The following is a 23,723-nucleotide window of genomic DNA, read 5'->3' as shown; positions in this document are numbered from 1 at the left end:
ATTTTCACCGATAATAGCGCCTTGTAATTGGCGTCATAGCTTTGACGACCACCCTTCCAATCGAACAACGCAACATCCACCAAGGAGTCCGGGATGCATGATGAAGGCAAGGTGGTGCCCTTGGCGGCTGCCATCGACCGGGGCGCGCGTGCGCCCTCGCCATGCCTTCCGGTCTTGCTCCTGCAAGTGCGCGACAAGGCTGCGCTGCAATTGCGCCAAGGCTTGCAGGCGCTGTTCGACAATGCCGACGACACCCTCTTCGAAATGGCCGATAAGGCCAGTGGCCGCCTCGACCAGAACCTCTACTTCGAGGCCATGCGTGATCTGCGCCTCAAGCGCAAGAGTATCGAGCGCGGGTTCCTCGACACCTTCTACGACGCCTTCGCGCGTATCGGCCAGGGCGGTGGGCTCGAGGCCCTGGTCAGGTCACAGACCCAGGACAGGTCGGCTCTGAAGCGAACCGTGGCCGTGCAGGCCATGGTCGATCGGGTGCTGTCGCGTGACGGGTTTCTGCTCGATCAACTGAACCTGCGCTTCACCACGTTGCTGGAAGTGCCGCTGGAAACCGCGCACAACCCACTCGGCCCAGGCAACCTCTGCGGTTACTTCCTGGATGCCGGGCGCAACCTGGGCGTCGGCGCCAGCGTCAAGATGGTGCTGGTCAAATTATTCGAGCGCTACGTGCTGCGCGACCTCGACCTGCTCTACGGCGAGGCCAGCCAGTTGCTCGCCAGTGCCGGCGTGCTGCCGGACCTGCTGCCCGCGCCACGGCGTCGTGCCGAGGACCGGCGCGGCATTGCCAGGCGCGTGCCGGCCAGCGCCATGCCGGGCGGCCTGCCCGACTCCGCTGGCCAGGCGTTCTTCGCCTCGGTGCAGGCGCTGCTGGCACCGGTGCGCGGGCGGGTCACGCCGCGTTTGCAGGCGGCCGGCGCGGCCCAGCCGACCAGTACCGGCGACCTGCTGCGCCTGCTCACCCACTTGCAGCACTATGTGCCGGCCCCTGGCGAGCCGGATGACTTCAACCTTGGCCAGCAGCTGGAGCAACTGCTGTTGCGGGTCAGCGTGCGCAGCGGCACGCGGCGGCGTATTGCCACCGACGACGAAGACACGATCAATCTGGTCGACCTGCTGTTCGCCTTCATCCAGGGTGACCACAACCTGCCGGCCAGCCTGCGCGCGTTGATCGTGCGCCTGCATATCCCTGTGCTCAAGGTGGCGCTGATCGACAAGGGCATGTTCAGCCGTGGCAGCCACCCGGCGCGCCGCCTGCTCAACGAAATCGCCGCTGCGGCCATTGGCTGGGAGACCGAGGCCGAGGGGCTGCGCGACAGCTTGCACCTGCGCGTCGAACGTATCGTGCAGCGCCTGCTCAATGACTTTTCCGACGATTGCGCCCTGTTCGACGAGCTGCTCGATGAGTTTCTCGCGTTCAGCCAGGATGAACGTCGGCGCAACGAACTGCTCGAGCAGCGCACCCGTGACGCCGAGGAGGGCCGCGCCCGTACGCTGCTGGCCCGCCAGCGTGTGCAGCAGGAGCTGAACGACCGCCTGCATGGCCGGGTGCTGCCGCAGGTGGTGGTGCAGATGCTGGTGCAATCCTGGAGCCAGGTGCTGCTGCTGGCCTGGCTGAAGCAGGGTGAGGCTTCGCCAGCCTGGGCCGAGGCCCTGGCGACAGTGGACGACCTGCTGGTCAGCATTGCCCCGTACCGTGAGCCACAACGCCTCTTGGAGCAGGTGCCGGGCCTGCTCAAGGCGCTGCGCGATGGTCTGGCGGGGGTGGCGCTGGACTCCGCAGCCACCCGTGATTTCTTCCTGCAACTAGAGAAGCTGCATCAGCGTGCCTGTGGCGGCACGCCGGAGGCGGATTCCGCGCTGGACGAAGTGTGGGTGGAGGACGATATCGTGCTGGTCGTCAGTGATGAGTCCGAGTTGGACGCTGGCCTGCCGCTCGACGAGCATGACCCTGCCGTTCATCAGGTACAGCGGTTGCAGGTCGGCACCTGGGTCGAGGTGATGGACGACGACGAGGCGCTGCGCTGCAAGCTGGTGGCGCGTGTCGACAGCAACGACCGGCTGGTCTTCAGCAACCGCACCGGCATGAAGGTGCGCGAATGGAACCGCATGGGCCTGGCCATGGCCCTGCGTCGTGGCGAGGTACGCCTGTTGGACAATGGCCTGCTGTTCGAGCGGGCACTGGAGGCGGTGCTGGAGCAGTTGGGTGGGCTGCAGGCGCAGCAAAGCTGAAGCTTCCTACACAATCATTTACATGCAAGCACTGGCCGCCCACGGCATACTGACCATCTGTCTCGGGCGTCATTTCAGGATCTGCACCATGCAATTGGACCGCGCGACCGGCTGGTTCACCGGCGTCAGCCACTGCCCCTCGCCGAACTTCAACGCCCGCCCCGAAGGTGAGGCCATTGCGCTGCTGGTCATCCACAACATCAGCCTGCCTCCGGCCTGCTTCGGCACCGGCAAGGTGCAACAGTTCTTCCAGAACCGCCTGGACCCGGACGAGCACCCGTATTTCGCGACCATCAACCACCTGACCGTCTCGGCGCACCTGTTCGTCGAGCGCGATGGCGCGGTGACCCAGTTCGTCTCGTTGCTCGACCGTGCCTGGCATGCCGGCGTGTCGCGCTTCGGCGAGCGCGAGGGCTGCAACGATTTTTCCATCGGCATCGAGCTGGAAGGCACCGACGAGCTGCCCTACACCGATGCCCAGTATGCCACCCTGGAGCGGCTGACCCGCGAGATCCGCGCGGCTTGGCCGGTGATCGACGCCCAGCGCATCTGTGGCCACAACGATATCGCTCCGCAGCGCAAGACCGACCCGGGCCCGGCCTTCGACTGGCCGCGCTACCGCGCCGCGCTGCAACGCAACGAGGACAAGGCATGAGTTTTCTGGTGTTGGTGCTGGCGCTGTGGGTCGAGAAGTTCTCGGCCCTGCGCCAGCGGTTGCAGCGCGACGGTTTCTACCTGGGCGAGCTGGTGCGCCTGGAGCGCAGCGGCAAGGTCCACCCGTGGTGGACGCTGAGCATCCTGATCCTGGCGCCGGTGGCGCTGCTCGTGCTGCTTTTGCATGTGCTGGAGCCGGTGGCCTACGGCTTGCTGGCGCTGCCGGTGCATTTGCTGGTGTTGGTCTACAGCCTGGGGCGCGGCGATGTGAAGGCGGCGCTGGGGCCGTTTCGCGACGCCTGGCGCCGGGGTGACGAACAGGCGGCGCTGCATGTGGCCGAGCGCGACCTGGGGCTGGCCGCCGACGACGCCCAGAGCTTGATCAAGCGGGTTCAGGGCCACCTGCTGTGGCAGGCCTACCAGAGCTTTTTCGCGGTGATCTTCTGGTACTTCCTGCTCGGCCCGGCGGCGGCGCTGGCCTACCGCCTGCTGGCGCTGACCATGGACAACAGCCGCCAGCCGGCCTTGCAGAGCCTGGCCGGGCAACTACGCCACGCCATGGACTGGCTGCCGGTACGAGTGATGACGGTGAGTTTCGCCCTGGTCGGCAACTTCGTCGCGGTGACCCGCGTGATGCTGCACGAACTGCTCGACTGGCACATCAGCGCCGGACACCTGGTGGCCAAGGTTGGTCGGGTGGCCGACGACATCCCTGAGGAGGAGGACCGCCAGCGCGGCCTGGAGCGGCTGGACAGCCTGTGGGATCTGCTGCTGCGCTGCGCGGTGCTGTGGTATGCCTGCTTTGCCCTGTGGACCGTGCTGGTCTGAAAGACTTCTAGCACCTCCCTGTAGGAGCGGCTTCAGCCGCGATCACCCGCGAAGCGGGTGCCAGGCTCCGCGGTGTCTGCATCGCGGTTAAAGCCGCTCCTACCGAATCGCGCTTAACCATAAGTTACAAACCTTGATTCCAATCTGCGCTATACAAAGCCACTGGCCCTAGATGGCCTAGTGCTACCCCGCAGAACAACAAGAATTCAAGGAGGTGACCTGTGAAGCGTCTGCTCTATCCGGCCATCGCACTGATGAACCGGCTGAGCTTCGGCATGAAGTTCAGCCTGATCAGCGTCCTGTTCTTCCTGCCCATGCTGGTCACCAGTTTTTATCTGGTACGCGACGCCTACAACCAGCTCCAGGCCACCCGTGGTGAATTGCAGGGGCTGGCGCCGTTGTCCGAGAGCCTGACGTTGCGCGGCGACCTGGAGACCCTCGGCAACCTGCTGCAGATCAACGCCGTGCTGGGCCAGTCGGGCCAGGCCGGCGATGTGGAAAGCCGTATCGCGGCGCTGCAGGACAAGGTTCAGGCCCGGCTCGATGGCCTCAAGGGTAGCGACCCTGCGTTCGAGGCCAAGCGTGCAGAGCTGGCCGAGGCCTTCGCCAGTGCCCGTGACGAAAGTTCGCTGCAGAACAAGGCGGCGCTGTTCGACAAGTTGCTGGCCCAGGCCCAGGTGCTGGGCAAGCTGGTGGCCAGCCAGTCGGGCCTCAGCCAGGACAGCCAGGCCTCGGTGCGTCAGTTGAGCGAGTTGCTCGGCAATGCCACGGCCCAGGTGACCCAGGCCATCGGTGAGGGGCGGGCAATGGGCGCGGTGGCCCTGGGCCGCGGCTTCATGGACTCCTCGGGCAGCGCGCGTTTCGAAGACCTGCTGCAGCGCCTGGAGCGCTTGTCCGCCGATTACGCCATTCGCCTGGATGACGCCCTGGCAACCGATGCCGGGCTCAAGCTTGCGCTCGCCAGCAGCGCCCAGGCCAGCCAGGCCACCGTCAAGCAGGCGGCGACCCTGTTCGAGGACCAGGTGGTAGTGGCCGAGAGCCTGGACGCGCCGTGGGCCGGTTTCTACCAGCAGACCAGCGACCTGATGGCGCAAACCTACCGCTTGAACGATGCCGTGCTGGCCCATCTGCACGGGCAACTGGAAGAGCGCCTCGGCCAGCACCGCCTGCGCACGGTCGCGCTGGTGGCGGCCTTGGCCAGCGTCTTCGCATTGATCATCTACCTCTACAGCGGCTTCTACGTATCCACCCGGGAAACCCTCGGCAACCTGGGCACCGCCATGGACAAGGTGGCCGCAGGCGACATGACTATCAGCTTCCAGGCCAGCAGCCGAGACGAGCTGGGCGAGTTGGGGCGTGGTTTCAACGAGACCGTGCGGCGCATTCGCGGGCTGATCGAGCAGGTCGGCAAGACCGTGACCACGGTCGAGGAACAGGCCGGCCAGGTGCTGTCGGTGTCGAGCCGCAGCAACCAGGCGGTCAGTGGCCAGCGCGAGCAGATCGAGCAGGTGGCCACGGCCATGAACCAGATGAGCGCCACCGCGCTGGAGGTCGCCCGCAGCGCGGCCCTGGCCGCCGAAGGCGCGCAGCGGGTCAACCATGAGAGTGCCTCGGGCCGCGACCTGGTGGCGAGCCAGCAGGGCAGCATCGCCCGCCTGGCTGGCGAGATTGACCAGAGCGTGGCGGCGGTGAACCAGCTGGCGGGGGACAGCCAGGCCATCGGCCGAGTGCTGGAAGTGATCCGTAGCATCGCCGAGCAGACCAACCTGCTGGCCCTCAACGCCGCCATCGAAGCGGCCCGAGCCGGCGAGCAGGGCAGGGGGTTTGCCGTGGTTGCCGATGAGGTACGCACCCTGGCCAGGCGCACCCAGGACTCCACCGAAGAGATTGCGCAGATGATCCAGCGCCTGCGCGAAGGCGTGGGCGCGGCGGTGCGGGTGATGGGCAGCAGCCACCAGATGGCCGCCGGCACCGTGGACGAAGCGCGCCAGGTGCAGCAGGCGCTGGGCAATATCCTTGGCGCGGTCGGTGGGATCGTCGAGCAGAACCAGCAGATCGCCGCCGCCGTCGAACAGCAGACCGCCGTGGCCCACGACATCGACCAGAACATCGTGGCGATCAACCGTGCGGCGCAGGACACTACCGAAGGCGCTTGTCAGACCGAAGATGCTAGCCGCGCATTGTCGGCGCAGGTGGTGGAGCTCAAGCGGCTGATCGGGGCGTTTCGGGTCTAGTGACTAGGCTCTGTACGGAATGTATCTGCACTCGCCCATACTGCGTTGAAACGGGGCTCGGAATGCTCATGTACTCCAGTACAGTCGGGCGCGACCTCGGCCGTTCCTCCCCCCGTTTCGCCTTGTCTGGCCTTCGCGCAGACACATTTCGTACAGACCCTAGTGTTGCGGGGCTGAATGGACGAGGCGATTCGAATGGTTGGAGCAGCGGTTTCAGGAGTTGGTTTGCCTGGCTTCGTAATGGCGGGTCTGGTAAGGCAGCAGGGCTTGCGCTTTCAAACCGAGCCCTTCATCAAGCCCCCAGGATGCTGCCAGTTCATCACGGCGCTTGCGTACAGCGGTCGGTGACTGGGCAATTGGCATGGCGTGGGGAAACAGCTCAAGTGCGTGGCGGGTATCCATGACACGGTGGACCGAAGCACAGGAGAAGCGCGTCAATTTCTCCAACAAGTAACCCACTCGACGGACCTGAAGTTCATCGGGATGACACCTCAGAAACGCTCGCGCAGCGCTGACCAGGTCGACATCCGAATACCAGACAGCCTGCGCTACGTGGACAAGGGTTGAGTCATCCGCTTCATTCAAGGGAGATCTGGCCAGCTTGTCCAGCGCGGATGTGAAGAGGTTGCCGTCAAGACGCTTCGCCATCTTCGGGCTCCAGGAAGTCTTGCAAGAGATTGGTCAGTACGGTGGTCGGTGGTTCCTTGGACCCAACATACACATCGATTGCCTCCAGTGCCAGCCTCCGTAAGTCAGCGGTCAGGATGAGACCCGAACGGAGCAATGCGTGAATGTCACTCAAGTCTTGTTCGCTTGCCCTGGCCAGCTTCGATATGGCGATGTCGACAGGCGCTGCGATACGAATATGCAAGGGGGAGGTTTCCGGGAACTCTGCCAATGGCAGGCTGCGCTCCAGATAGTCTTCGTGGATCGGCCCGAAAGTTGTGGTGTAATGCAGGTCGTAGTGCAACTCCAGCATGCGTCCGGATTGGGCATCGAAGAAGGCTTGAGGGACTTCGGCGAGTAGAGCTTGCAAGTCGAACGGCTCGGCGAGGCTGTTCTCGTAACATTCGGCATCGACATCCACGGAAACGCGATGATGAGTATAGAGGTGGACAGCACACCCTCCGAGTATGATGATTTTCAATGCGCCTGGCCCTGCTTGCTCTTGCACCATTTCCGCTTCCACTGACTTGAACATGGAAATCAGGGCTTGTCCCAGATCGCTCTGGGTGTTCAGGGGTGGAGGAGTTGCATTCAGACGGTCCATTGCCAACCTCGATATCCTTGTGACCAGCTCGTAGGCGTACTTGAGCAAGATTCACCCAAGCGCGTTCGGGGCATCAATCTAGTTGGACGGTCGAGGTGTCGGAAACAGGAAAGTAGCTTCTGGGTGTTGTGTATGGACCGGACACATGGTGGACACGTGTGCGGAGACATGGTTGACACTTTTCGGCAAGCAATCTGCCGGGAATACGACCATGCCTTGGAACGCGAGAGATGCCATGAGCTTAAGAGAAGAGTTCGTTAGCCTGGCCAATCACCCGGACGCCAACATGAGGGAGCTATGCCGTCGGTTCGGCATTAGCCCTCAGACGGGTTACAAATGGCTCAATCGATTTCGACAGGACGGCTTGCTCGGCTTGCAGGAGCGCTCTCGAAAGCCGGCCGTCAGCCCTCGCAAGACTCAGCCTGGGCTGGAAGAGGAAGTGATTGCCATCCGTAAGGAGCACTCCACGTGGGGTGGCCGAAAGATTAGTCACCTGCTTGATCAGCGCATCTGTGCCAGTACCGTAACCAATGTCCTGCATCGGCATGGATTGATCACCGCGGAGGCTTCCGAGGCTGCTAAACCATGGACACGCTTTGAGCGCGAAGCCCCGAATGATCTGTGGCAGATCGATTTTAAAGGTTTCTTCCAAACGGCTCAGGGACCTTGTTATCCGCTGACGCTGATTGATGACCACTCACGCTTTAACCTTGTGATACAGGCCTGCGCACATCAGCGCACAGGGTTGGTCATGGAGCACCTGACCGATCTGTTCAGCCGGTATGGGCTGCCCGTGCAGATCAATGCGGATAATGGCTCGCCCTGGGGGGCGCCAAGAAATCCCGGAGAACTCACACCGCTAGGTATCTGGTTGGTTCGCCTGGGAATTCGACTGACTTTCAGCAGGCCAGGCCACCCACAAACCAATGGTAAGGATGAGCGATTCCACCGGACGCTCAAGGCCGAGGTACTAACCGGGCGCAGTTTTCGGGATCTGCGAGAAGCGCAGGAAGCTTTCGACCTCTGGCGGGGCATTTACAACTACAAGCGTCCTCATCAGCAACTGGGCTACAAAGTACCGGCAGATCGCTATCAGATGAGCAGGCGGGCTTTCCCAAGCCGTCTACCGCCCGTTGAATACGGTCCCGATGATATTTTGGTGAAACCCTACAGCAGTCAGTTCCGCTTCAAGAAACGCTCATTTCGGATAGCCAAGGCGCTAGCAGGCTATGTGTTGGCGCTCCGCCGCAGCGATCAAGGGCCTGACCATTTTGATGTTTACTTTTGCCAGCACAAGCTGCGAACCATCGACTTCAACAACCCCGACGGTAAGCGATAATGTGTCCACCATGTCCCCGCACATGTGTCAGCGATGTCTCAAGTCCATACAGTGTTGCCAAAGTGCAGGCTGGGACAGCGGTGATTTACCAGCCAAACAGTGCGCAGGCATTGTGGGTGCTGGTCTTCGCCAGTTGCTCGACATCGACACCTATTACTTCAGCCAGTGCCTGTGCAATCTCTGGTAAATATTCCGGGCTGTTGCGCTGCCCCGGGAACATCGCCGGCGCCATGTCCGGCGCGTCGGTCTCCAGCACCACGCTGTCCAGGGGCAACCGCGGCAGGGTCTTGCGCAGGCGCAATGCCTGGGGCCAGGTGCCGGCGCCGCCCAATCCCAGCTTGAAGCCGAGCTTGATGTACTCCCGCGCCTCTTCGTAGCTGCCGGCAAAGGCATGGATGATCCCCGCCCGCACCGGCTTGTAGCGCTTGAGCGTGGCGATCACCTGGGCGTGGCTGCGGCGAACATGCAGCAGTGACGGCAGCTCGAAGTCGCAGGCCAGTTGCAGTTGGGCCTCGAACAACGCCTGCTGGCGCGTCGGGTCCAGTTCGGGCAGGTAGAAGTCCAGGCCGAACTCACCCACCGCGCACAGCCGCGGGTTGCCGCGCAGGCGTTCGAGCCAGTCGCGCAACTGCGCCAGGTGCTCAGGAAGGTGCTGCTCGAGGTAGATCGGGTGCAGCCCCAGCGCCGCGTACACGCCTTCGTTGGCGCAGGCCAGGTCCCAGACTCGCTGGAAGTTGTCCTGGTACACCCCCAGCACCACCATGCGCTCCACCCCGCGCGCCGCCGCGTTGGCCAGAAGGCGCGGGCGGTCGGCGTCGAAATCGGCGAAGTCGAGGTGGGTGTGGGTGTCGATCAGGCGCATGCTCAGGCCTTGGCGATCCGCTGCTTGAAGGTGCGGCCGATGGCGTGCACGCCGGGCTCGTAGCGCTTGTCCTCGATGGCGGCCAGGGCCAGCTCCAGCGCGGTGGCGGCAATCAGGCCGTGCTGCTGGGCCATGGCGTTTACCGGCAGCGGCAGGAAGTCGAGCAACTGGTTGTCGCCGAAGGTGCCCAACTGCAGCTGGCGTGAGTCCTCGGGGCGCGCCTGAAGCGTGTCGAACACGCCTTGCAGCAGCACGTAGGACGTGGTCACCAATGCATCCGGCAGGCCACCCAGTTCATCGATCAGCTGTTGCATCAGGCGTTGGCCGCACTCGCGGCTGAAGGCTTCGCCCTGGCAGCGGCGCACTTCGCCGGCGAAACCTTGCAGGGCTTCGTCGAAACCACCGGCACGGGCCTGGCTGACCGACAGCTCGGGGCGGGCGCCGATCAGGGCGATGCTGCGCGGGCGGGTTTTCAACAGGCTCTGGGCCAGCTGGCGGCTGGCGTCGCGGTCATCGCTGATCACCGAGCAGAAGTGCGCCGGGTCCAGGCGCCGGTCGATGGCGATCACCGGCAGGCCCTTGGCCTGCAGTTCGCGGTAGCTCTCGTCTTCCGGCGGCAGGCAACTGGCGACGAACAGCGCGTCGCAGCGCCGGGCACGGAACAGCTGCTGCAACTGGCGTTCGCTGTCGGGCTGGTCGTCACTGCTGGCGATCAGCAGCTGGTAGCCACGGGCACGGGCGCCTTGCTCCAGTTGCTTGGCAATGCGGGCGTAGCTGGGGTTCTCCAGATCCGGGAGAATGAAGCCCAGGGTGCGGGTGTGGCGGCTGCGCAGGCCGGCGGCCTGGGGGTTCGGGGTGAAGCCGTGGGCCTCGACCACCGCACGCACGCGCTCGACGGTGCTGCTGCTGATGCGCTGCTGTTCGGCCTTGCCATTGATGACGTAGCTGGCGGTGGTCACGGACACACCGGCCAGACGGGCGATATCGCTGAGTTTCACCGAATTTTCCTTGTTGTTTCCGGGACTGCCTGCGGGGCTTGACCGGCTAGTTTCACCCATCGACGGGCCCGCGCGCAGACGACCATTGTCGCAATTGTCCGACAGGATGGGGCTTTTTCGTTGGCAGATTATCGAGTAACGTGGCCGCTTGGTCAGATTAAACGTTTCAGCAAGGCGAATTTTCCTGCCTGAAAATCAGTCTTCGCCCGTTGTGCTGATCGTTTCGGCGGCTTTTGTCGTCGAATTCCACAACAATACCTCGGTAGCCGACGGGGCTGCCGCAAAAGGAGAGGGTCATGCTCGAGCTTGCCGTTGAGCAGATTGCCATGGGCCAGCGTGCCGCCGACAAGGGCGAGGCACTGGCGCTGCTGGCCGATCGACTGGTTGCCGATGGTCTGGTCGCTGAGGGTTACCTGGCGGGGCTGCAGGCCCGGGAGACGCAAGGCTCGACCTTCCTCGGCCAAGGCATCGCCATCCCCCACGGCACGCCGCAGACCCGCGAGCTGGTGTTCGCCACGGGCGTACGCCTGCTGCAGTTTCCCGACGGCGTGGACTGGGGCGACGGCCAGATCGTCTACCTGGCCATCGGCATCGCCGCCCGCTCAGATGAACATTTGCGCCTGCTGCAACTGCTGACCCGCGCCCTCGGTGAAACCGACCTGGCCGAGGCGCTGCGTCGCTCCGGCAGTGCCGAGGCACTGCTCAAGTTACTGCAAGGGGCGCCACGCGAGCTGGCGCTGGATGCCCAGCTGGTCGGCCTCAACCTGGCGGCGGAAGACTTCGACGAACTGGCCTGGCGTGGCGCTCGTCTGTTGCAACGCGCCGGTTGTGCCGACAGCGGCTTTGCCGCCTTGCTGCAGCAGACCGAGCCGCTGCCGCTAGGTGAAGGCCTGTGGTGGCTGCACAGCGAACGTGAGGTGCGCCAACCGGGGCTGGCCTTCGTCACCCCGCAGCAACCGTTGCGCTACCGCGATCAACCGCTCAATGGCCTGTTCTGCCTGGCCAGCCTAGGAGCGGCGCATCAAGCCCTGCTCGAGCGCCTGTGCGAGGTATTGATCGAGGGCCGTGGGCAGATGCTCTACCAGGCCACCAGCAGCCGCGCCGTGCTCGAAGTGCTCGGCGGCGAGGCGCCCGCCGACTGGCCCAGCGCCCGGATAGTATTGGCCAACGCCCATGGCCTGCATGCTCGCCCTGCAAAGGTACTGGCGCAGCTGGCCAAGGGTTTCGAGGGCGAGATCCGCATACGGCGGCACGACAGCGGCCAGCCCGCCGTCTCGGTGAAGAGCCTGAGCAAGCTGCTGAGCCTCGGCATCCGTCGTGGCCAAGTTCTAGAATTGATCGCTGAACCTGGCATCGCCGCCGATGCCTTGCCGGCGTTGCTGGCGGCTATCGAGCAGGGCCTCGGCGAGGAGGTCGAGCCCTTGCCGCAAACGGCAGCAGTGGAGCAGCCGCAGGTCGAAACCCTCCAGGCCCCGCCGCCCGGCAGCACCCTGCAGGGTGTCGCGGCCGCGCCGGGTATCGCCAGTGGCCCGGCCCATGTCTGCGTCGAGCGCGATATCGACTACCCGCTGCGCGGCGAGTCGCCCGCCCAGGAGCGGGCCAGGCTGCGCCAGGCCATCGACACAGTGCACGCCGATCTTCAGGCCCTGGTGCAACGCAGCGACAAGGCCATCGGCGAAATTTTCGTCACCCATCAGGAAATGCTCGCCGACCCGGCCCTGACCGACGACGTCGAGCTGCGCCTGGCCCAGGGCGAAAGCGCCGCAGCTGCATGGATGGCGGTGATCGAAGCCGCCGCCCGTCAGCAGGAGGCCCTGCACGATGCGCTGCTGGCCGAGCGGGCCGCCGATCTGCGCGATATCGGTCGTCGGGTGCTGGCGCAACTGTGCGGCGTCAAGGACAGCGCCGAGCCAGAGCAGCCCTATGTGCTGGTGATGGCCGAGGTCGGCCCTTCGGACGTGGCGCGCCTGGACCCGGCACGGGTCGCCGGCATCGTCACCGCCCAGGGCGGCGCCACCGCACACAGCGCCATCGTCGCTCGCGCCCTGGGCATCCCGGCGGTGGTCGGGGCCGGGGCGGCCGTGCTGTTGCTGGATAGCGGCACGCCGCTGCTGCTCGATGGTCAGCGCGGGCGGGTCGTGGTTGCGCCAGCCGAGGCCGAGTTGCAACGAGCCCTGGCAGAGCGTGATGCCCGCGAGCGTCGGCTACAGATCGCCTGGGCCAACCGCCATGAGCCCGCGCGGACGCGCGACGGCCATGCCGTCGAAGTGTTCGCCAACATCGGCCAGAGCAACGGCATCGACAAGGTGGTGGAGCAAGGTGCCGAAGGCATCGGCCTGTTGCGCACCGAACTGATCTTCATGGCCCATCCGCAGTTGCCCGATGTGGCGACCCAGGAAGCCGAGTACCGTCGGGTGCTCGATGGCCTGGACGGACGGCCACTGGTGGTGCGCACGCTCGACGTCGGGGGCGACAAGCCCTTGCCGTACTGGCCGATCGCGGCTGAGGAAAACCCCTTCCTCGGCGTGCGCGGCGTGCGCCTGACCCTGCAACGCCCGCAGGTGATGGAGGACCAGCTGCGCGCATTGCTGCGTGCCGCGGACAACCGCCCGCTGCGCATCATGTTCCCCATGGTCGGCCAGCTCCATGAATGGCGCGCCGCCAAGGCCATGGTCGAGCGCCTGCGCCAGGAGATCCCGGTGGCCGACTTGCAGGTAGGCATCATGGTCGAGGTACCGTCGGCCGCCTTGCTGGCACCGCAGCTGGCCCGTGAAGTGGACTTTTTCAGTATCGGTACCAACGACCTCACCCAGTACACCCTGGCCATCGACCGCGGTCACCCGAGCCTGTCGGCCCAGGCCGACGGCCTGCACCCGGCAGTGCTCAACCTGATCGACATGACCGTGCGCGCCGCCCATGCCCAGGGCAAGTGGGTGGGCGTGTGCGGCGAACTGGCGGCCGACCCGCAGGCGGTCGCCGTGCTGCTGGGCCTGGAGGTGGACGAACTGAGTGTCGCCGCCCGCAGCATTCCTGAAGTCAAGGCACTGGTGCGCCAGACCGACCTTTCGACGGCCCGCGCCCTGGCGCGCGAGGCCCTGCAACAAGACAGCGCCGAGGCAGTTCGGGCGCTGGTGGAGCGTTTTTGATGGCCAAGATCCTCACCCTCACCCTCAACCCGGCGCTGGATATCACCATCAGCCTCGACCGCCTGCGACCCGGCGCGGTCAACCGCAGCCAGGCCCAGCACAGCCATGCCGCCGGCAAGGGGCTGAACGTCGCCCAGGTGCTGGCCGACCTGGGTCACAGCGTCACTGTCGGCGGTTTCCTGGGGCAGGATAACCTGGCGCCGTTCGAGGCGCTGATTGCCTGGCGCGGGTTCGCCGATTGCTTCGTGCGCGTCCCGGGCGAGACCCGCAGCAACATCAAGCTGGTCGAGGCCGATGGCCAGGTCACCGATATCAACGGGCCAGGGCCGCAGGTCGACGAGGCCGCCCGCGACGCCTTGCTGCAACGTCTGGCACTCGTGGCCCCGGGGCATGACGCCGTGGTGGTGGCCGGGAGCCTGCCACGGGGGATCAGCCCCGAGTGGTTGCGCGAGCTGCTGCTGGTGCTCAAGTCCCAGGGCCTGAAGGTGGCCCTGGACAGCAGCGGCGAAGCCTTGCGCGCAGGCCTGCAGGCCGCGCCCTGGCTGGTCAAGCCCAACACCGAGGAGCTGGGTGAAGTCCTCGGGCTGCCGGTGCAGGCTGCGGACGAGCAACGCGCGGCCGCACGGCGGCTGCTCGCCACTGGCGTCGAGCATGTGGTGGTGTCCCAGGGCGAGCAGGGCGTGAACTGGTTCGCCGCTGGCCTGGCGCTGCATGCGCAACCGTCGAAAGTGCGCATCGCCAGTACCGTCGGCGCCGGTGATTCGCTGGTTGCCGGCATGGTCCATGGCCTGCTCCTGGCCGAAGCGCCCGCCGCTACCTTGCGCCGCGCCACCGCCATCGCCGCCCAGGCAGTCACCCAGGTCGGCTTCGGCATTCACGACCGTGAGCAACTGGAGCGTCTGGAAGCCGCCGTGCGCCTTACAGAACAACAAGAAGAGGGCTGCTGATGAACATTGCCATTGTCACCGCCTGCCCCAACGGTCAGGTGTCCAGCGTGCTCAGCGCCCGCCTGTTGGCCGCCGCGGCCCAGCGTCGGGGCTGGAAAACCTGCGTCGAGGTGCACGACGCCGAACATCCGGAGCTGCGCCTGACGCCAACGCAGATCGCCGAGGCCGACTGGGTGCTGGTGGTCAGCACCGGGCCGGTGGACCTGGCGCGCTTTGCGGGCAAGCGCCTGTACCAGAGCACGCCGGCCCAGGCCCTGGCCGACCGTGAAGGCTTCCTCGACGAGGCCGCTGCTGGCGCCCAGGTGCAAGTGGCGCAAACCCCGGTGCAGGGTGCGCCGAAGATTGTCGCTGTGACCGCCTGTCCTACCGGCGTGGCCCACACCTTCATGGCCGCCGAAGCCCTGCAACAGGCGGCGCAGGCCATGGGCTACCAGCTCACCGTGGAAACCCAGGGCTCGGTCGGCGCGCGCAATCCGCTGCCGGCCGAGGCCATCGCTGCAGCCGATGTGGTGTTGCTGGCTGCCGATATCGAAGTACCGGCTGCGCGCTTTGCCGGCAAGCGTATCTACCGCTGCGGCACCGGCATCGCCCTCAAGCAGGCCCGTGCCACGCTGGACAAGGCCCTGGCCGAGGGCAAGGTAGAGGCGGCGGGAACGACCGGCGCGGTTTCTCCGGCCGAGAAGACCGGTGTCTACAAGCACCTGTTGACCGGGGTTTCGTTCATGCTGCCGATGGTGGTGGCCGGCGGTTTGCTGATCGCCTTGTCGTTTGTGTTTGGCATCGAGGCTTACAAGGAACCCGGCACGCTGCCCGCCGCCTTGATGCAGATCGGCGGCGAGGCGGCGTTCAAGCTGATGGTGCCGCTGCTTGCCGGCTATATCGCCTGGTCCATTGCCGACCGCCCGGGCCTGGCGCCCGGGATGATCGGCGGCCTGTTGGCCAGCACGCTCGGGGCGGGGTTCATCGGCGGCATCGTCGCCGGCTTCCTGGCCGGCTACAGCGCCAAGGGCATCGCCCGCTGGGTGCGCCTGCCCAGCAGCCTCGACGCGCTCAAGCCGATCCTCATCATCCCGCTGCTGGCCAGCCTGTTCACTGGCCTGGTGATGATCTACGTGGTCGGCCAGCCCGTGGCGGCCATGCTCGCGGGACTGACCCATTTCCTCGACAGCATGGGCACCGCCAACGCCGTGCTGCTTGGGCTGCTGCTCGGCGGCATGATGTGCGTCGACCTCGGCGGGCCGATCAACAAGGCCGCCTATGCCTTCTCGGTGGGGCTGCTGGCCTCGTCGAGCTACGCGCCGATGGCCGCGACCATGGCCGCCGGCATGGTGCCGCCGATCGGCCTGGGCATCGCCACCTTCCTGGCCCGGCGCAAGTTCGCCCAGAGTGAGCGCGAGGCCGGCAAGGCGGCGCTGGCGCTGGGCCTGTGCTTCATCTCCGAGGGCGCGATCCCGTTCGCCGCCAAGGACCCGCTGCGGGTGATTCCGGCGAGCATCGCCGGGGGCGCGCTGACCGGGGCCTTGTCGATGTATTTTGGCTGCAAGCTGATGGCGCCCCATGGCGGGTTGTTCGTGCTGCTGATCCCCAACGCGATCAACCTTGCGCTGTTGTACCTGCTGGCCATCGTCGCCGGCAGCCTGCTGACGGCGGTGGTGTACGCGCTGATCAAGAAGAGCGAGCAGGTGGAGATGGTCGTGGCGCCGGCCAAGGGCTAGGCCCGCGATTGCTCCATCAAATGCTTCAACCCCTGGTCTTGCCCCGCAACGGTTTCAGCAGATCGCCCAACCCGTTGTGGTCGATCTCGTGCATCAGCGCCAGCAACCCGCCAAGCTCCCCGGGCGGGAAGCCTTTACGGGCAAACCATGCCAGGTAGTCCCCGGGCAGGTCGGCGATGATCCGCCCCTGGTACTTGCCAAAAGGCATGGTGCGGGTGACCAGCAGTTGCAGGGTTTCGGGTTTCATCGGGCGGTGGCCTGTGGCGGTTGAAGCGCGACCTTACTGCAAACTGCACGACGACCCAAGCGGCGATCATGCAGAACGCCCTTGAACGGCATGTTTGTGAAATCTTCAAGTTACTGATTTTAATGAATTATTTTTATTTTCTGGGTTTGGCACGAAGCCTGCTCCGATCAAGGTGACTATGACCTGCCAAGGAGTTTTTGCCATGAGTAATCCCAACAAAGACACGATCGACGTACTCAACGACCTGATCGAGTACAGCAAGGATGGTGAGAAAGGCTTCAAGACTTCTGCCGAGGATGTGAAGAACCCTGAACTGAAAGCATTCTTCGTGCAGCGTGCCAGCGAGTGCGCCAGTGCCGCCGCAGAGTTGCAGGGCGAAGTGCGGCGCCTGGGCGGCGACCCGGAAACCAGCACCAGCATCAGCGGTGACCTGCACCGTGGCTGGGTCAACCTCAAGTCGATGGTCACCGGCAAGGATGAAGAAGCGGTGCTCAATGAAGTGGAGCGTGGGGAAGACCATGCGCTGAAGGCCTACAAGGAAGCCCGCGAGAAGCTGGTCAAACTGGGGCGTTCGGCCAATGACACTTCGTATGCCTTGGTAGAGAAACAGCTGCAGGGCGTGCAGCGCAATCATGATCAGGTGAAGGCTCTGCGTAACGCAGCCCGCGCTCGGTCCTGATCAGCATGGGGCCGTTTAACGGCCCCATGACTCACTCCTCGGGTCCTTCCACCCGATTCCGCCCATTGGCCTTGGCCCGATACAACGCCTCGTCAGCATCACCCAGCAGCGCCGCCAGGTCCTGATGGGTGCCGGGGATATGCAGGCCAATCCCCACGCTGACCGTCACCGACCGCTCGTCATCGCCGAACGGCGGCATCGCCTCGACACTGGCGCGAATCCGCTCGGCCAGCAACCGGGCGCCGGCCAGCTCGGTTTCCGGCAGCACCACCTGGAACTCTTCCCCGCCGTAACGCGCCGCCAGGTCCGCCGGGCGGCGGATGCACAGCTCGATAGTGGTGGCCACCTCGCGCAGTACATGGTCGCCACCGGCATGGCCATGGCGCTGGTTGAAGGCCTTGAAGTGGTCCACATCCACCATCAGCACTGCCAGCGGCTTGCGGTTGCGCTGGGCGCGCGCCCATTCCTGGCGCAGCACCTGGTCGAGGCGGCGGCGGTTGGCAAGGCCGGTGAGGCTGTCGGTGGCGGCGAGGGTGGCCAGGCCCATTTCGGCATCGTGGCGCCGACGTAGCTCGCGGCCCAGCAGCAAGGTCAGCCAGAGGATGCCGATGCACAACACGCCGGTGGCCACGCTGACCACGATCGCGGTACGCCGCCACGACTGGAACACTTCATCGGCCGAGTGGGCCACCAGCACGATCAACGGCAGGTCGGCGACCCGGGCGAAGGTGTAGAGGCGCTGGCCCTCATAGGCCGTCGAGCGGGCGGTGAAGCTGCCACTGCGCTCGCTGAGGATGCGCTTGAAGTTGGGGCGCTCGCTGAAGCTGGTGCCGATCAGTGGATCCTGCGGCCGGGTCGGCTGGCGCGCCAGTAGCTGGCCGTCGGTGTTGAGCAGGTTGATGCTGCTGTCCACGCCGATGTCCAGGCGCTGGAACAGTTCGTTGAAATAGGACAGGCGCAAGGCCCCGGCGGCCAGGCCCTGGAACTCGCCGTTGGCGCCGGAGATGCGCCGGCTGAAGCTGATGCACCAGTCCAGGTTGCCCAGCCGCGCCTTGAACGGCGGACTGATCAGCAGGCCCAGGCCCGGGCGGTCTCGGTGCGCCTGGAAGGCCACGGTGTCGGCGAAGTTGGCCTGGCGCGGCACCGCGCTGGTGGAGTCGCCGAGCACGTCGCCCTTGGCGTCGAGCCAGAGAATGTCGCCGCGCACCGGCGCGGAGAAGGCCTGGTTGAACAGGATCTGCTGGCGCAGCTTGGTCGGTACGTTGAGCAGCTCGGGGTGCTGCACGGCCCAGATCAGGCCCTTGAGCGACTGGTCGTAGAGTTCGACGTTGCGCAGGATGTCGCTTTCGATCAACTGCACGATGTTGCTCGACGAGCGCATTTCCGATTGCTCGACGCTGTCGCGCTCGCGTGCCAGCAGGTAGCCGACGATAGCCACTATGGCGAGCACGGCAAGGCAGCTGCCCAGGTTGAGGACCAGCTCGGGGTGTGACTTGTACAGGGCGGATCGTGGTGATCGGGTGGGCAACGTCATGCTCGCAACTGCATAAGCCCCGGGATCCATGGGGAGTGGGCCGGAAAGCGGCGGCGGTATTTTAGGCAAGGCGCGATTGTCGGACAAGATCAAAGGTGTTTTGCCCGACGGAATTGATTCAGTAGGCCTGCGATGGGATGTACGACATTTCCGAATCTGAAACCAAATGCTTCAGTTGGGCTGTGCTTGGGACCTATCCTACGCGCTTGCCGGAAGGGTCTGGATAGGCCGGGAAATGCATCAGGGCTAACGTCGTCGGGTCGCCAAATTCGGTGACCGGGCGTGAGAACCTGATGATATGTCTTTCGGCCACTTCAATGGCAGCCGTGTTCGGGCAGACCTCTGGTCTGGCCGGGTTTCATGTCCTCGGTTTCTCACCCCGTACACGGTTGCCACCTAATCCCGTGAGAAAGGTTCAAGTGGCGATTTTCTTCAATCGACATGAGCGATTTGAAATGAAAAAGCTAGTACCTGACCCACCCATCCCCTACATCTCCATCATCGACCATCTGCCCCTCGCCGAAGTCTGGGAGCATGCCGCTGTCCTGATGACCATGATGACCCGCACCTGCGACGTCTACATGGCCTTTCCCGTGGATGAGCGTCCCGAGATCCTGGTGGAGAACATTTCCATCCTCAGCCGGCTGCTGAGCTGCCTGATGGCCCACGCCAGGTCGCTGGAGGTGCAGCCATGAGCGAGCAGCCCGAACGTTTTGCCACTGCCGGCGTTTCGACATTCCTGGAGTGTTTTCGTGTTGAGCCCGATGTGCCTTTCAGCCTGGCGTTCAACGAGCTGTCGGTGCTGCAGGGTTGCATCCTGCACCTGACCACGGAGGCGGAAATGGAAGGGGATTTGAAAGCAGGGAGTGCAGCGCGGATCCTCAGTGCCATGGCCAAGGCGCTGATCAATGACCTGGAGATTGGGTTGAACCGTACCCGTTGAAGTCCATCGCAGGGCAAGCCCGCTCCCACGCCTGATAATCCGCCTGGCGTGGGAGCGGGCTTGCCCTGCGATCGGTTTCAGATCAGAACACGTTCAACGGATAATCCACGATCATGCGGAATTCGTTGTTGTCCTGAATCGTCGAGTAGGCCGCGTTGGCCCGGTGCGTGGCATAGCGCAGCAGCACCGACAGGTCCTTCATCTGACCTTCCTGGAACACATACTTCACGTCGAAGTCGCGCTCCCAGTGCCGGGCATTTTCGCCTTCGGCGTTGTAGAAATCGTAGTACTGGGTGTCTTGGCTGGCCTTGGTCAGGTCGGCCTTGCCGCGCGAGTACGACAGCGAGGTGCTCAGGCCTGGGATGCCGAGGCCGGCGAAGTCGTAGTCGTACTGCAGCTTCCACGAGCGCTCGTTCGGCGCGTTGAAGTCCGAGTACATGCGCGAGTTGTCGAGGAAGATGCTGTCGCCCAGGTTGATGTAGTCGAACGGCGTGTCGCCATTGACCCGCTGGTAGGCGGCGGTGACGCTGTGGTACCCGGCGGCGACGGTGAAGTGCACGCTCCAGGTGTTGTTGTCGATGCTGCCCAGCTTCGACTGGCCGGTGTCCTGGGTGTGATAGAAGTGCACGCCTGGGTTCAGGCTGACCAGGTCGTTGACCGCGTAGGTGTAGTCGAAGTCGGCGTAGTACTGGTTCCAGATGTCCTTCAGCTCGGCGGCGTAGAGGTTGGCGGTGACGCCCTCGGTGCCGCTCCACGACGCGCCGGCCCAGCTCAGGTTCTGGCTGTCCTGCTCGCGTGTCTGGTTGCTGTAGTAGGTGTTGATGCGGCGGTGGCCGCTCTGGTTGTACGGCTTGGTGAAGCTGACCTTGCCGCCTTCGAGCATCAGCCCGTCGATGCTGTTGTTGGTCAGCGCGACGCCGCGGAAGGTCTGCGGCAGCATGCGGCTTTCGCCACCGGCGATCACCGGGTTGGTGAGGAACAGGTCACCGGCCTTGAACTCGGTGTCGAAGCCCTTGAGCTTGATCGCGCCGCCGGCAGTGGAGAAGGCGTGGCGCGCCTTGTCTTCCGGTGCGCTCGGCAGGATCGAGGTGCCGGCACGGCCATCACCGCCGTCGAGCTTCAGGCCGACCATGGCGTGGGCGTCGAGGCCGAAGCCGATTACGCCAGGCGTGTAGCCGGACTCGAAGCGTGCGACGGCGCCCTGGCCCCACTCGCGTTTGTCCTTGATCGAGGCATTCTTTTCGTTGCGGTTGAAGTAGGCATTACGCAAATGCAGGTTCAGCGTGGAGCCCTCGATGAAGCCATCAGCCTTGGCTTCATCGGCCTGTGCGGCCACGGGCATCGTTGCGGCCAATGCAACGAACAACGGGGTGAAACGAAACGCGAAAGACACCGGTACAAACTCCTTTGGTCAAGCGATGGGGCAGTTTTTTATTGTCGTGTCTGCAAGTTCTTATTAGAGACGTAACAGCCAGGCTGAGATTTTCGACGCATAAAAAAAGCCGCTGAAAGGCAGCGGCTTTGAAAGGCTAACATATCGTCACAGGCAGTGCCCATGGTGTAGCCCAGGGAAAACTGGAAACAGCTGGCGTGGCCGGTCAGCTATCGGCATCGGTATCGACAGATACCTTGGAAGCGGTCTGCTGTGCGTCTTTAGCCGCAGCGGACTGCTGCGCGGCGTAGGCGTCACGCGCCTCCTGGTGAACCGCGGCGAGTTCGGCGTTGCGGGCGACGAAGGCCGGGGATTCTTCCGCCATGGCCAGGGGCGACAACAACAGGGAAGACAGGACGAAGACGCTGGCAATACCCATACTGTTGGACATTTGGAACAACCTTCTTGCGGGGCAAGTGCTAATGGAGACAGGGCTAAAGTTAGTCCTGTAAACAGCGGGGAAACAGAGGCTGTTCAGATAAGCACTGTTGCGCAAAAAGTAATGATCGCGGCAAAAATACTCAGACTTTTACCGCAAACCCGCGTAGTTGAGCGCTCGGCAAGTTGATACCGAAGGTATTGGCCCCGGCCTCGCTGTGCACGAAAACACTGCCGCCGTGCATCAGGGCGATTGCCTTGACGATGGCCAGGCCCAGTCCGTGGTTGCCGCCGCCGCTGTTGGCGCGGGCCGCATCCACCCGATAGAAGCGCTCGAACAGCATCGGCAGGTGTTCGTCGTCGATCGCCGGCCCCGGGTTGCTCACCGCGATGCTGACTTGCTCCTCAGTAGCCTCGATGCGCACCTGGATCGCCTGGTGCGGTGCGGTGTGCTGCACGGCGTTGTTCAGCAGGTTGATCAGCGCCCGGCGCAACTGGGCCTTTTCGATGCAGGCCTGGGCATCGCCGCTGACGGTGACGCTGACGTGGGCGTCTTCGAGGATGTAGTCGAGGTAGTCGAGGGTGGTGGCCACTTCCTCGGCCAGCGAGGCCTGGGTAAGGGCGGTGGCCTTGCTGCCCTGGTCGGCGCTGGCCAGGAACAGCATGTCGTTGATGATGCTGCGCAGGCGCTCGAGTTCTTCGAGGTTCGATTGCAGCACCTCGAAGTAGTGCTCGGCGCTGCGCCCGCGGGTGAGGGCGACCTGGGTCTGGCCGATCAGGTTGGTCAGCGGCGAGCGCAGTTCGTGGGCGACGTCGGCGTTGAAGGCTTCCAGTTGCGAATAGGCCTGGCTGACTCGGTCGAGGGCGGCATTGAAGGTGCCGGCGAAGCGCGCCAGTTCCGGCGGCAGGTCGCGGGTCTGCAGGCGACCGTCCAGGCGTGGCGGCGCCAGGGCCTGGGCTTCTTCGGAGAGGGCGAGCAGGGGTCGCAGACCAATACGGGCGACCCAGTAACCAAGCAGCGAAGCCAGCAGCACGCCGAAAGCCGCCAGGCCAACGATGGCCACCAGCAGGCTGTGCTGGGCCTGCCAGAAGGTTTCAGTGTCGATGCCGATCAGAAAACGCAGGGGCGGGCGCTCACCCTGCGCGGGCAGCTCGCTGACCAGCACCTTGTAGGGATAGGGGCTGTCGGACAGGCGCAGCTCGCGCATGCCCACAGGGCCCTTGGCGAAGCCGCGCACCTGTTCGCTGGGCTGGCCGTACTCGAAGGCCGGGTCGCTGCTCACCACCCAGAAGCGGATGCGTCGGTCTTCTTCGCTCAGCAGGTTGAGTTTGTTGTTGATCTTGGCCCAGTGCTCGGAGGTGCCGAAGCGGTTGAGGGTGGATTCGAGCACGCTGAAGCGTGCGTCCAGTTCGGCCGCTGGCAGCAGATCGAGGCTGTGGTCGACCTGGCGGTACAGCGCGCTGCCGATCAGTACGAACACCGCCAGGGCGACCATGGCGAACAGCGCCGCCAGGCGCAGGGCGATGGAGTTGCGCCAAGGATTCATGGGGCGCTACCTGCGGCCGATTCATGGGGGCGGGTAGTGCAGGTATCAGCCACGATGTTCCAGGACATAGCCCATGCCTCGAATGGTATGCAGCAGCTTGTGGTCGAACGGCCCGTCGAGCTTGGCGCGCAGGCGCTTGATCGCCACTTCGACGACATTGGCGTCACTGTCGAAATTGATGTCCCAGACCAGCTCGGCGATGGCGGTCTTGGACAGGATCTCGCCCTGGCGCCGGGCCAGCACGCTGAGCAGCGAGAACTCCTTGGCGGTCAGGTCCAGGCGCTGGCCGGCCCGGCTGGCCTTGCGCGCCATCAGGTCGATCCACAGGTCCGCCACCTGGATCTGCAGCGGCTCATGAATGGCGCTGCGCCGGGTCAGGGCCTGCAGCCTGGCCACCAGTTCGAGGAACGAGAACGGCTTGCCCAGGTAGTCGTCGGCGCCTTCGCGCAGGCCGTGGATGCGGTCCTCGACCCGCTCGCGGGCGGTGAGCATGATCACCGGCGTCTGCTTGCGCGCCCGCAGTGCGCGCAGCACGCCGTAGCCATCCAGGCCAGGCAGCATCACGTCGAGAACGATCACCGCGTAGTCGCCTTCGAGGGCCAGGTGCAGGCCGTCGATGCCGTCGCGGGCCAGGTCGACGGTGAAGCCCTGCTCGGTGAGGCCACGATGCAGGTAGTCGGCGGTTTTTTCTTCGTCTTCGATGATCAGCACACGCATGGTCTTGTC

20 protein-coding genes and 1 pseudogene are annotated in these 23,723 nt (G+C 64.6%); 12 read left to right on the top strand and 9 right to left on the bottom strand.

What is annotated here, in order from left to right:
* Positions 1 to 93: 93 nt before the first annotated feature.
* The 5 genes and pseudogenes from OH705_RS05815 to OH705_RS29205 all read left to right on the top strand — a co-directional run bounded on the left by OH705_RS05815 (position 94) and on the right by OH705_RS29205 (position 5,960).
* On the top strand, positions 94 to 2,244 hold the full coding sequence (locus tag OH705_RS05815; protein WP_267301348.1) for a DUF1631 domain-containing protein: 2,151 nt from the start codon (positions 94 to 96) through the stop codon (positions 2,242 to 2,244).
* A gap of 88 nt (positions 2,245 to 2,332) precedes the next feature.
* Positions 2,333 to 2,899, top strand: a complete 567-nt coding sequence (gene ampD, locus OH705_RS05810) for a 1,6-anhydro-N-acetylmuramyl-L-alanine amidase AmpD (protein WP_038707380.1) — start codon at positions 2,333 to 2,335, stop codon at positions 2,897 to 2,899.
* Positions 2,896 to 3,726, top strand: a complete 831-nt coding sequence (ampE, locus tag OH705_RS05805) for a regulatory signaling modulator protein AmpE (protein ID WP_094010264.1) — start codon at positions 2,896 to 2,898, stop codon at positions 3,724 to 3,726. The genes ampD and ampE overlap by 4 nt, the downstream gene beginning before the upstream one ends.
* Before the next feature lie 254 nt (positions 3,727 to 3,980).
* A pseudogene (locus OH705_RS29210) lies at positions 3,981 to 5,102 on the top strand (HAMP domain-containing protein); the annotation flags it as partial.
* A 144-nt stretch (positions 5,103 to 5,246) separates the two neighbouring features.
* Positions 5,247 to 5,960 carry a methyl-accepting chemotaxis protein gene (locus tag OH705_RS29205; RefSeq protein WP_371041507.1) on the top strand — a complete coding sequence of 238 codons (714 nt, stop codon included), beginning with the start codon at positions 5,247 to 5,249 and terminating at the stop codon, positions 5,958 to 5,960.
* A 631-nt stretch (positions 5,961 to 6,591) separates the two neighbouring features.
* Here OH705_RS29205 and OH705_RS05790 read toward each other — a convergent pair.
* Complete coding sequence (locus tag OH705_RS05790; RefSeq protein WP_267301343.1) at positions 6,592 to 7,230, bottom strand: DUF6036 family nucleotidyltransferase; 639 nt, start codon at positions 7,228 to 7,230, stop codon at positions 6,592 to 6,594.
* 211 nt (positions 7,231 to 7,441) lie between these two features.
* Between OH705_RS05790 and OH705_RS05785 the strand changes: the two genes are divergently transcribed.
* On the top strand, positions 7,442 to 8,569 hold the full coding sequence (locus tag OH705_RS05785) for an IS481 family transposase (protein ID WP_110604364.1): 1,128 nt from the start codon (positions 7,442 to 7,444) through the stop codon (positions 8,567 to 8,569).
* A gap of 85 nt (positions 8,570 to 8,654) precedes the next feature.
* On the opposite strand, the gene OH705_RS05780 is transcribed toward OH705_RS05785, so the two are convergent.
* Together OH705_RS05780 and cra are read right to left on the bottom strand one after the other, a co-directional pair.
* The gene (locus OH705_RS05780) at positions 8,655 to 9,431 is read right to left on the bottom strand and encodes a TatD family hydrolase (protein ID WP_094010261.1); all 777 of its coding nucleotides are present in this window, start codon (positions 9,429 to 9,431) and stop codon (positions 8,655 to 8,657) included.
* 2 nt (positions 9,432 to 9,433) lie between these two features.
* Entirely contained in the window at positions 9,434 to 10,429 is a 996-nt protein-coding gene (gene cra / locus OH705_RS05775; RefSeq protein WP_104444502.1) for a catabolite repressor/activator, read from the bottom strand.
* Between the two features lie 296 nt (positions 10,430 to 10,725).
* On the opposite strand from cra, the gene ptsP reads away from it, so the two are divergent.
* The 3 genes from ptsP to OH705_RS05760 are packed head-to-tail and all read left to right on the top strand — an operon-like array spanning position 10,726 to position 16,237.
* Positions 10,726 to 13,575, top strand: coding sequence for a phosphoenolpyruvate--protein phosphotransferase (ptsP, locus tag OH705_RS05770; protein WP_267301339.1), 2,850 nt, complete (start codon positions 10,726 to 10,728; stop codon positions 13,573 to 13,575).
* On the top strand, positions 13,575 to 14,522 hold the full coding sequence (gene pfkB / locus OH705_RS05765; RefSeq protein WP_267301337.1) for a 1-phosphofructokinase: 948 nt from the start codon (positions 13,575 to 13,577) through the stop codon (positions 14,520 to 14,522). The genes ptsP and pfkB overlap by 1 nt, the downstream gene beginning before the upstream one ends.
* A complete protein-coding gene (locus OH705_RS05760; RefSeq protein WP_267301335.1) occupies positions 14,522 to 16,237 on the top strand; it encodes a PTS fructose-like transporter subunit IIB in 1,716 nt (571 codons plus the stop codon). The genes pfkB and OH705_RS05760 overlap by 1 nt, the downstream gene beginning before the upstream one ends.
* A gap of 25 nt (positions 16,238 to 16,262) precedes the next feature.
* Here the strand turns inward: OH705_RS05760 and OH705_RS05755 are convergent, their stop codons facing one another.
* The gene (locus OH705_RS05755; RefSeq protein ID WP_031315465.1) at positions 16,263 to 16,484 is read right to left on the bottom strand and encodes a DUF3820 family protein; all 222 of its coding nucleotides are present in this window, start codon (positions 16,482 to 16,484) and stop codon (positions 16,263 to 16,265) included.
* A 202-nt stretch (positions 16,485 to 16,686) separates the two neighbouring features.
* On the opposite strand from OH705_RS05755, the gene OH705_RS05750 reads away from it, so the two are divergent.
* Positions 16,687 to 17,163, top strand: coding sequence for a ferritin-like domain-containing protein (locus tag OH705_RS05750; protein WP_094010256.1), 477 nt, complete (start codon positions 16,687 to 16,689; stop codon positions 17,161 to 17,163).
* A gap of 31 nt (positions 17,164 to 17,194) precedes the next feature.
* Here the strand turns inward: OH705_RS05750 and OH705_RS05745 are convergent, their stop codons facing one another.
* Positions 17,195 to 18,691 (bottom strand): sensor domain-containing diguanylate cyclase, encoded by a 1,497-nt coding sequence (locus OH705_RS05745; RefSeq protein ID WP_104445310.1) that lies wholly within the window; start codon positions 18,689 to 18,691, stop codon positions 17,195 to 17,197.
* Between the two features lie 461 nt (positions 18,692 to 19,152).
* Here OH705_RS05745 and OH705_RS05740 point away from each other — a divergent pair, with 461 nt between their 5' ends.
* Positions 19,153 to 19,392 carry a hypothetical protein gene (locus OH705_RS05740; protein WP_023631630.1) on the top strand — a complete coding sequence of 80 codons (240 nt, stop codon included), beginning with the start codon at positions 19,153 to 19,155 and terminating at the stop codon, positions 19,390 to 19,392.
* A complete protein-coding gene (locus OH705_RS05735; RefSeq protein WP_094010255.1) occupies positions 19,389 to 19,640 on the top strand; it encodes a DUF3077 domain-containing protein in 252 nt (83 codons plus the stop codon). The genes OH705_RS05740 and OH705_RS05735 overlap by 4 nt, the downstream gene beginning before the upstream one ends.
* 82 nt (positions 19,641 to 19,722) lie before the next feature.
* On the opposite strand, the gene OH705_RS05730 is transcribed toward OH705_RS05735, so the two are convergent.
* From OH705_RS05730 to OH705_RS05715, 4 genes are all read right to left on the bottom strand, one after another.
* A complete protein-coding gene (locus tag OH705_RS05730) occupies positions 19,723 to 21,033 on the bottom strand; it encodes an OprD family porin (protein ID WP_023631632.1) in 1,311 nt (436 codons plus the stop codon).
* 205 nt (positions 21,034 to 21,238) lie between these two features.
* Positions 21,239 to 21,463: a hypothetical protein gene (locus OH705_RS05725; RefSeq protein ID WP_023631633.1), complete on the bottom strand. Its 225-nt coding sequence runs from the start codon at positions 21,461 to 21,463 to the stop codon at positions 21,239 to 21,241.
* A gap of 130 nt (positions 21,464 to 21,593) precedes the next feature.
* Entirely contained in the window at positions 21,594 to 22,997 is a 1,404-nt protein-coding gene (locus OH705_RS05720) for a heavy metal sensor histidine kinase (protein WP_267301332.1), read from the bottom strand.
* 45 nt (positions 22,998 to 23,042) lie between these two features.
* A complete protein-coding gene (locus OH705_RS05715) occupies positions 23,043 to 23,714 on the bottom strand; it encodes a heavy metal response regulator transcription factor (RefSeq protein WP_104444494.1) in 672 nt (223 codons plus the stop codon).
* Positions 23,715 to 23,723 lie beyond the last annotated feature (9 nt).

The sequence above is a fragment of the Pseudomonas sp. BJa3 genome (assembly GCF_026343815.1).
In the GTDB taxonomy this organism is placed as follows: domain Bacteria; phylum Pseudomonadota; class Gammaproteobacteria; order Pseudomonadales; family Pseudomonadaceae; genus Aquipseudomonas; species Aquipseudomonas soli.
The sequence above is the reverse complement of the archived record's forward strand: the minus strand, read 5'-3'. Positions and strand labels throughout refer to the sequence as shown.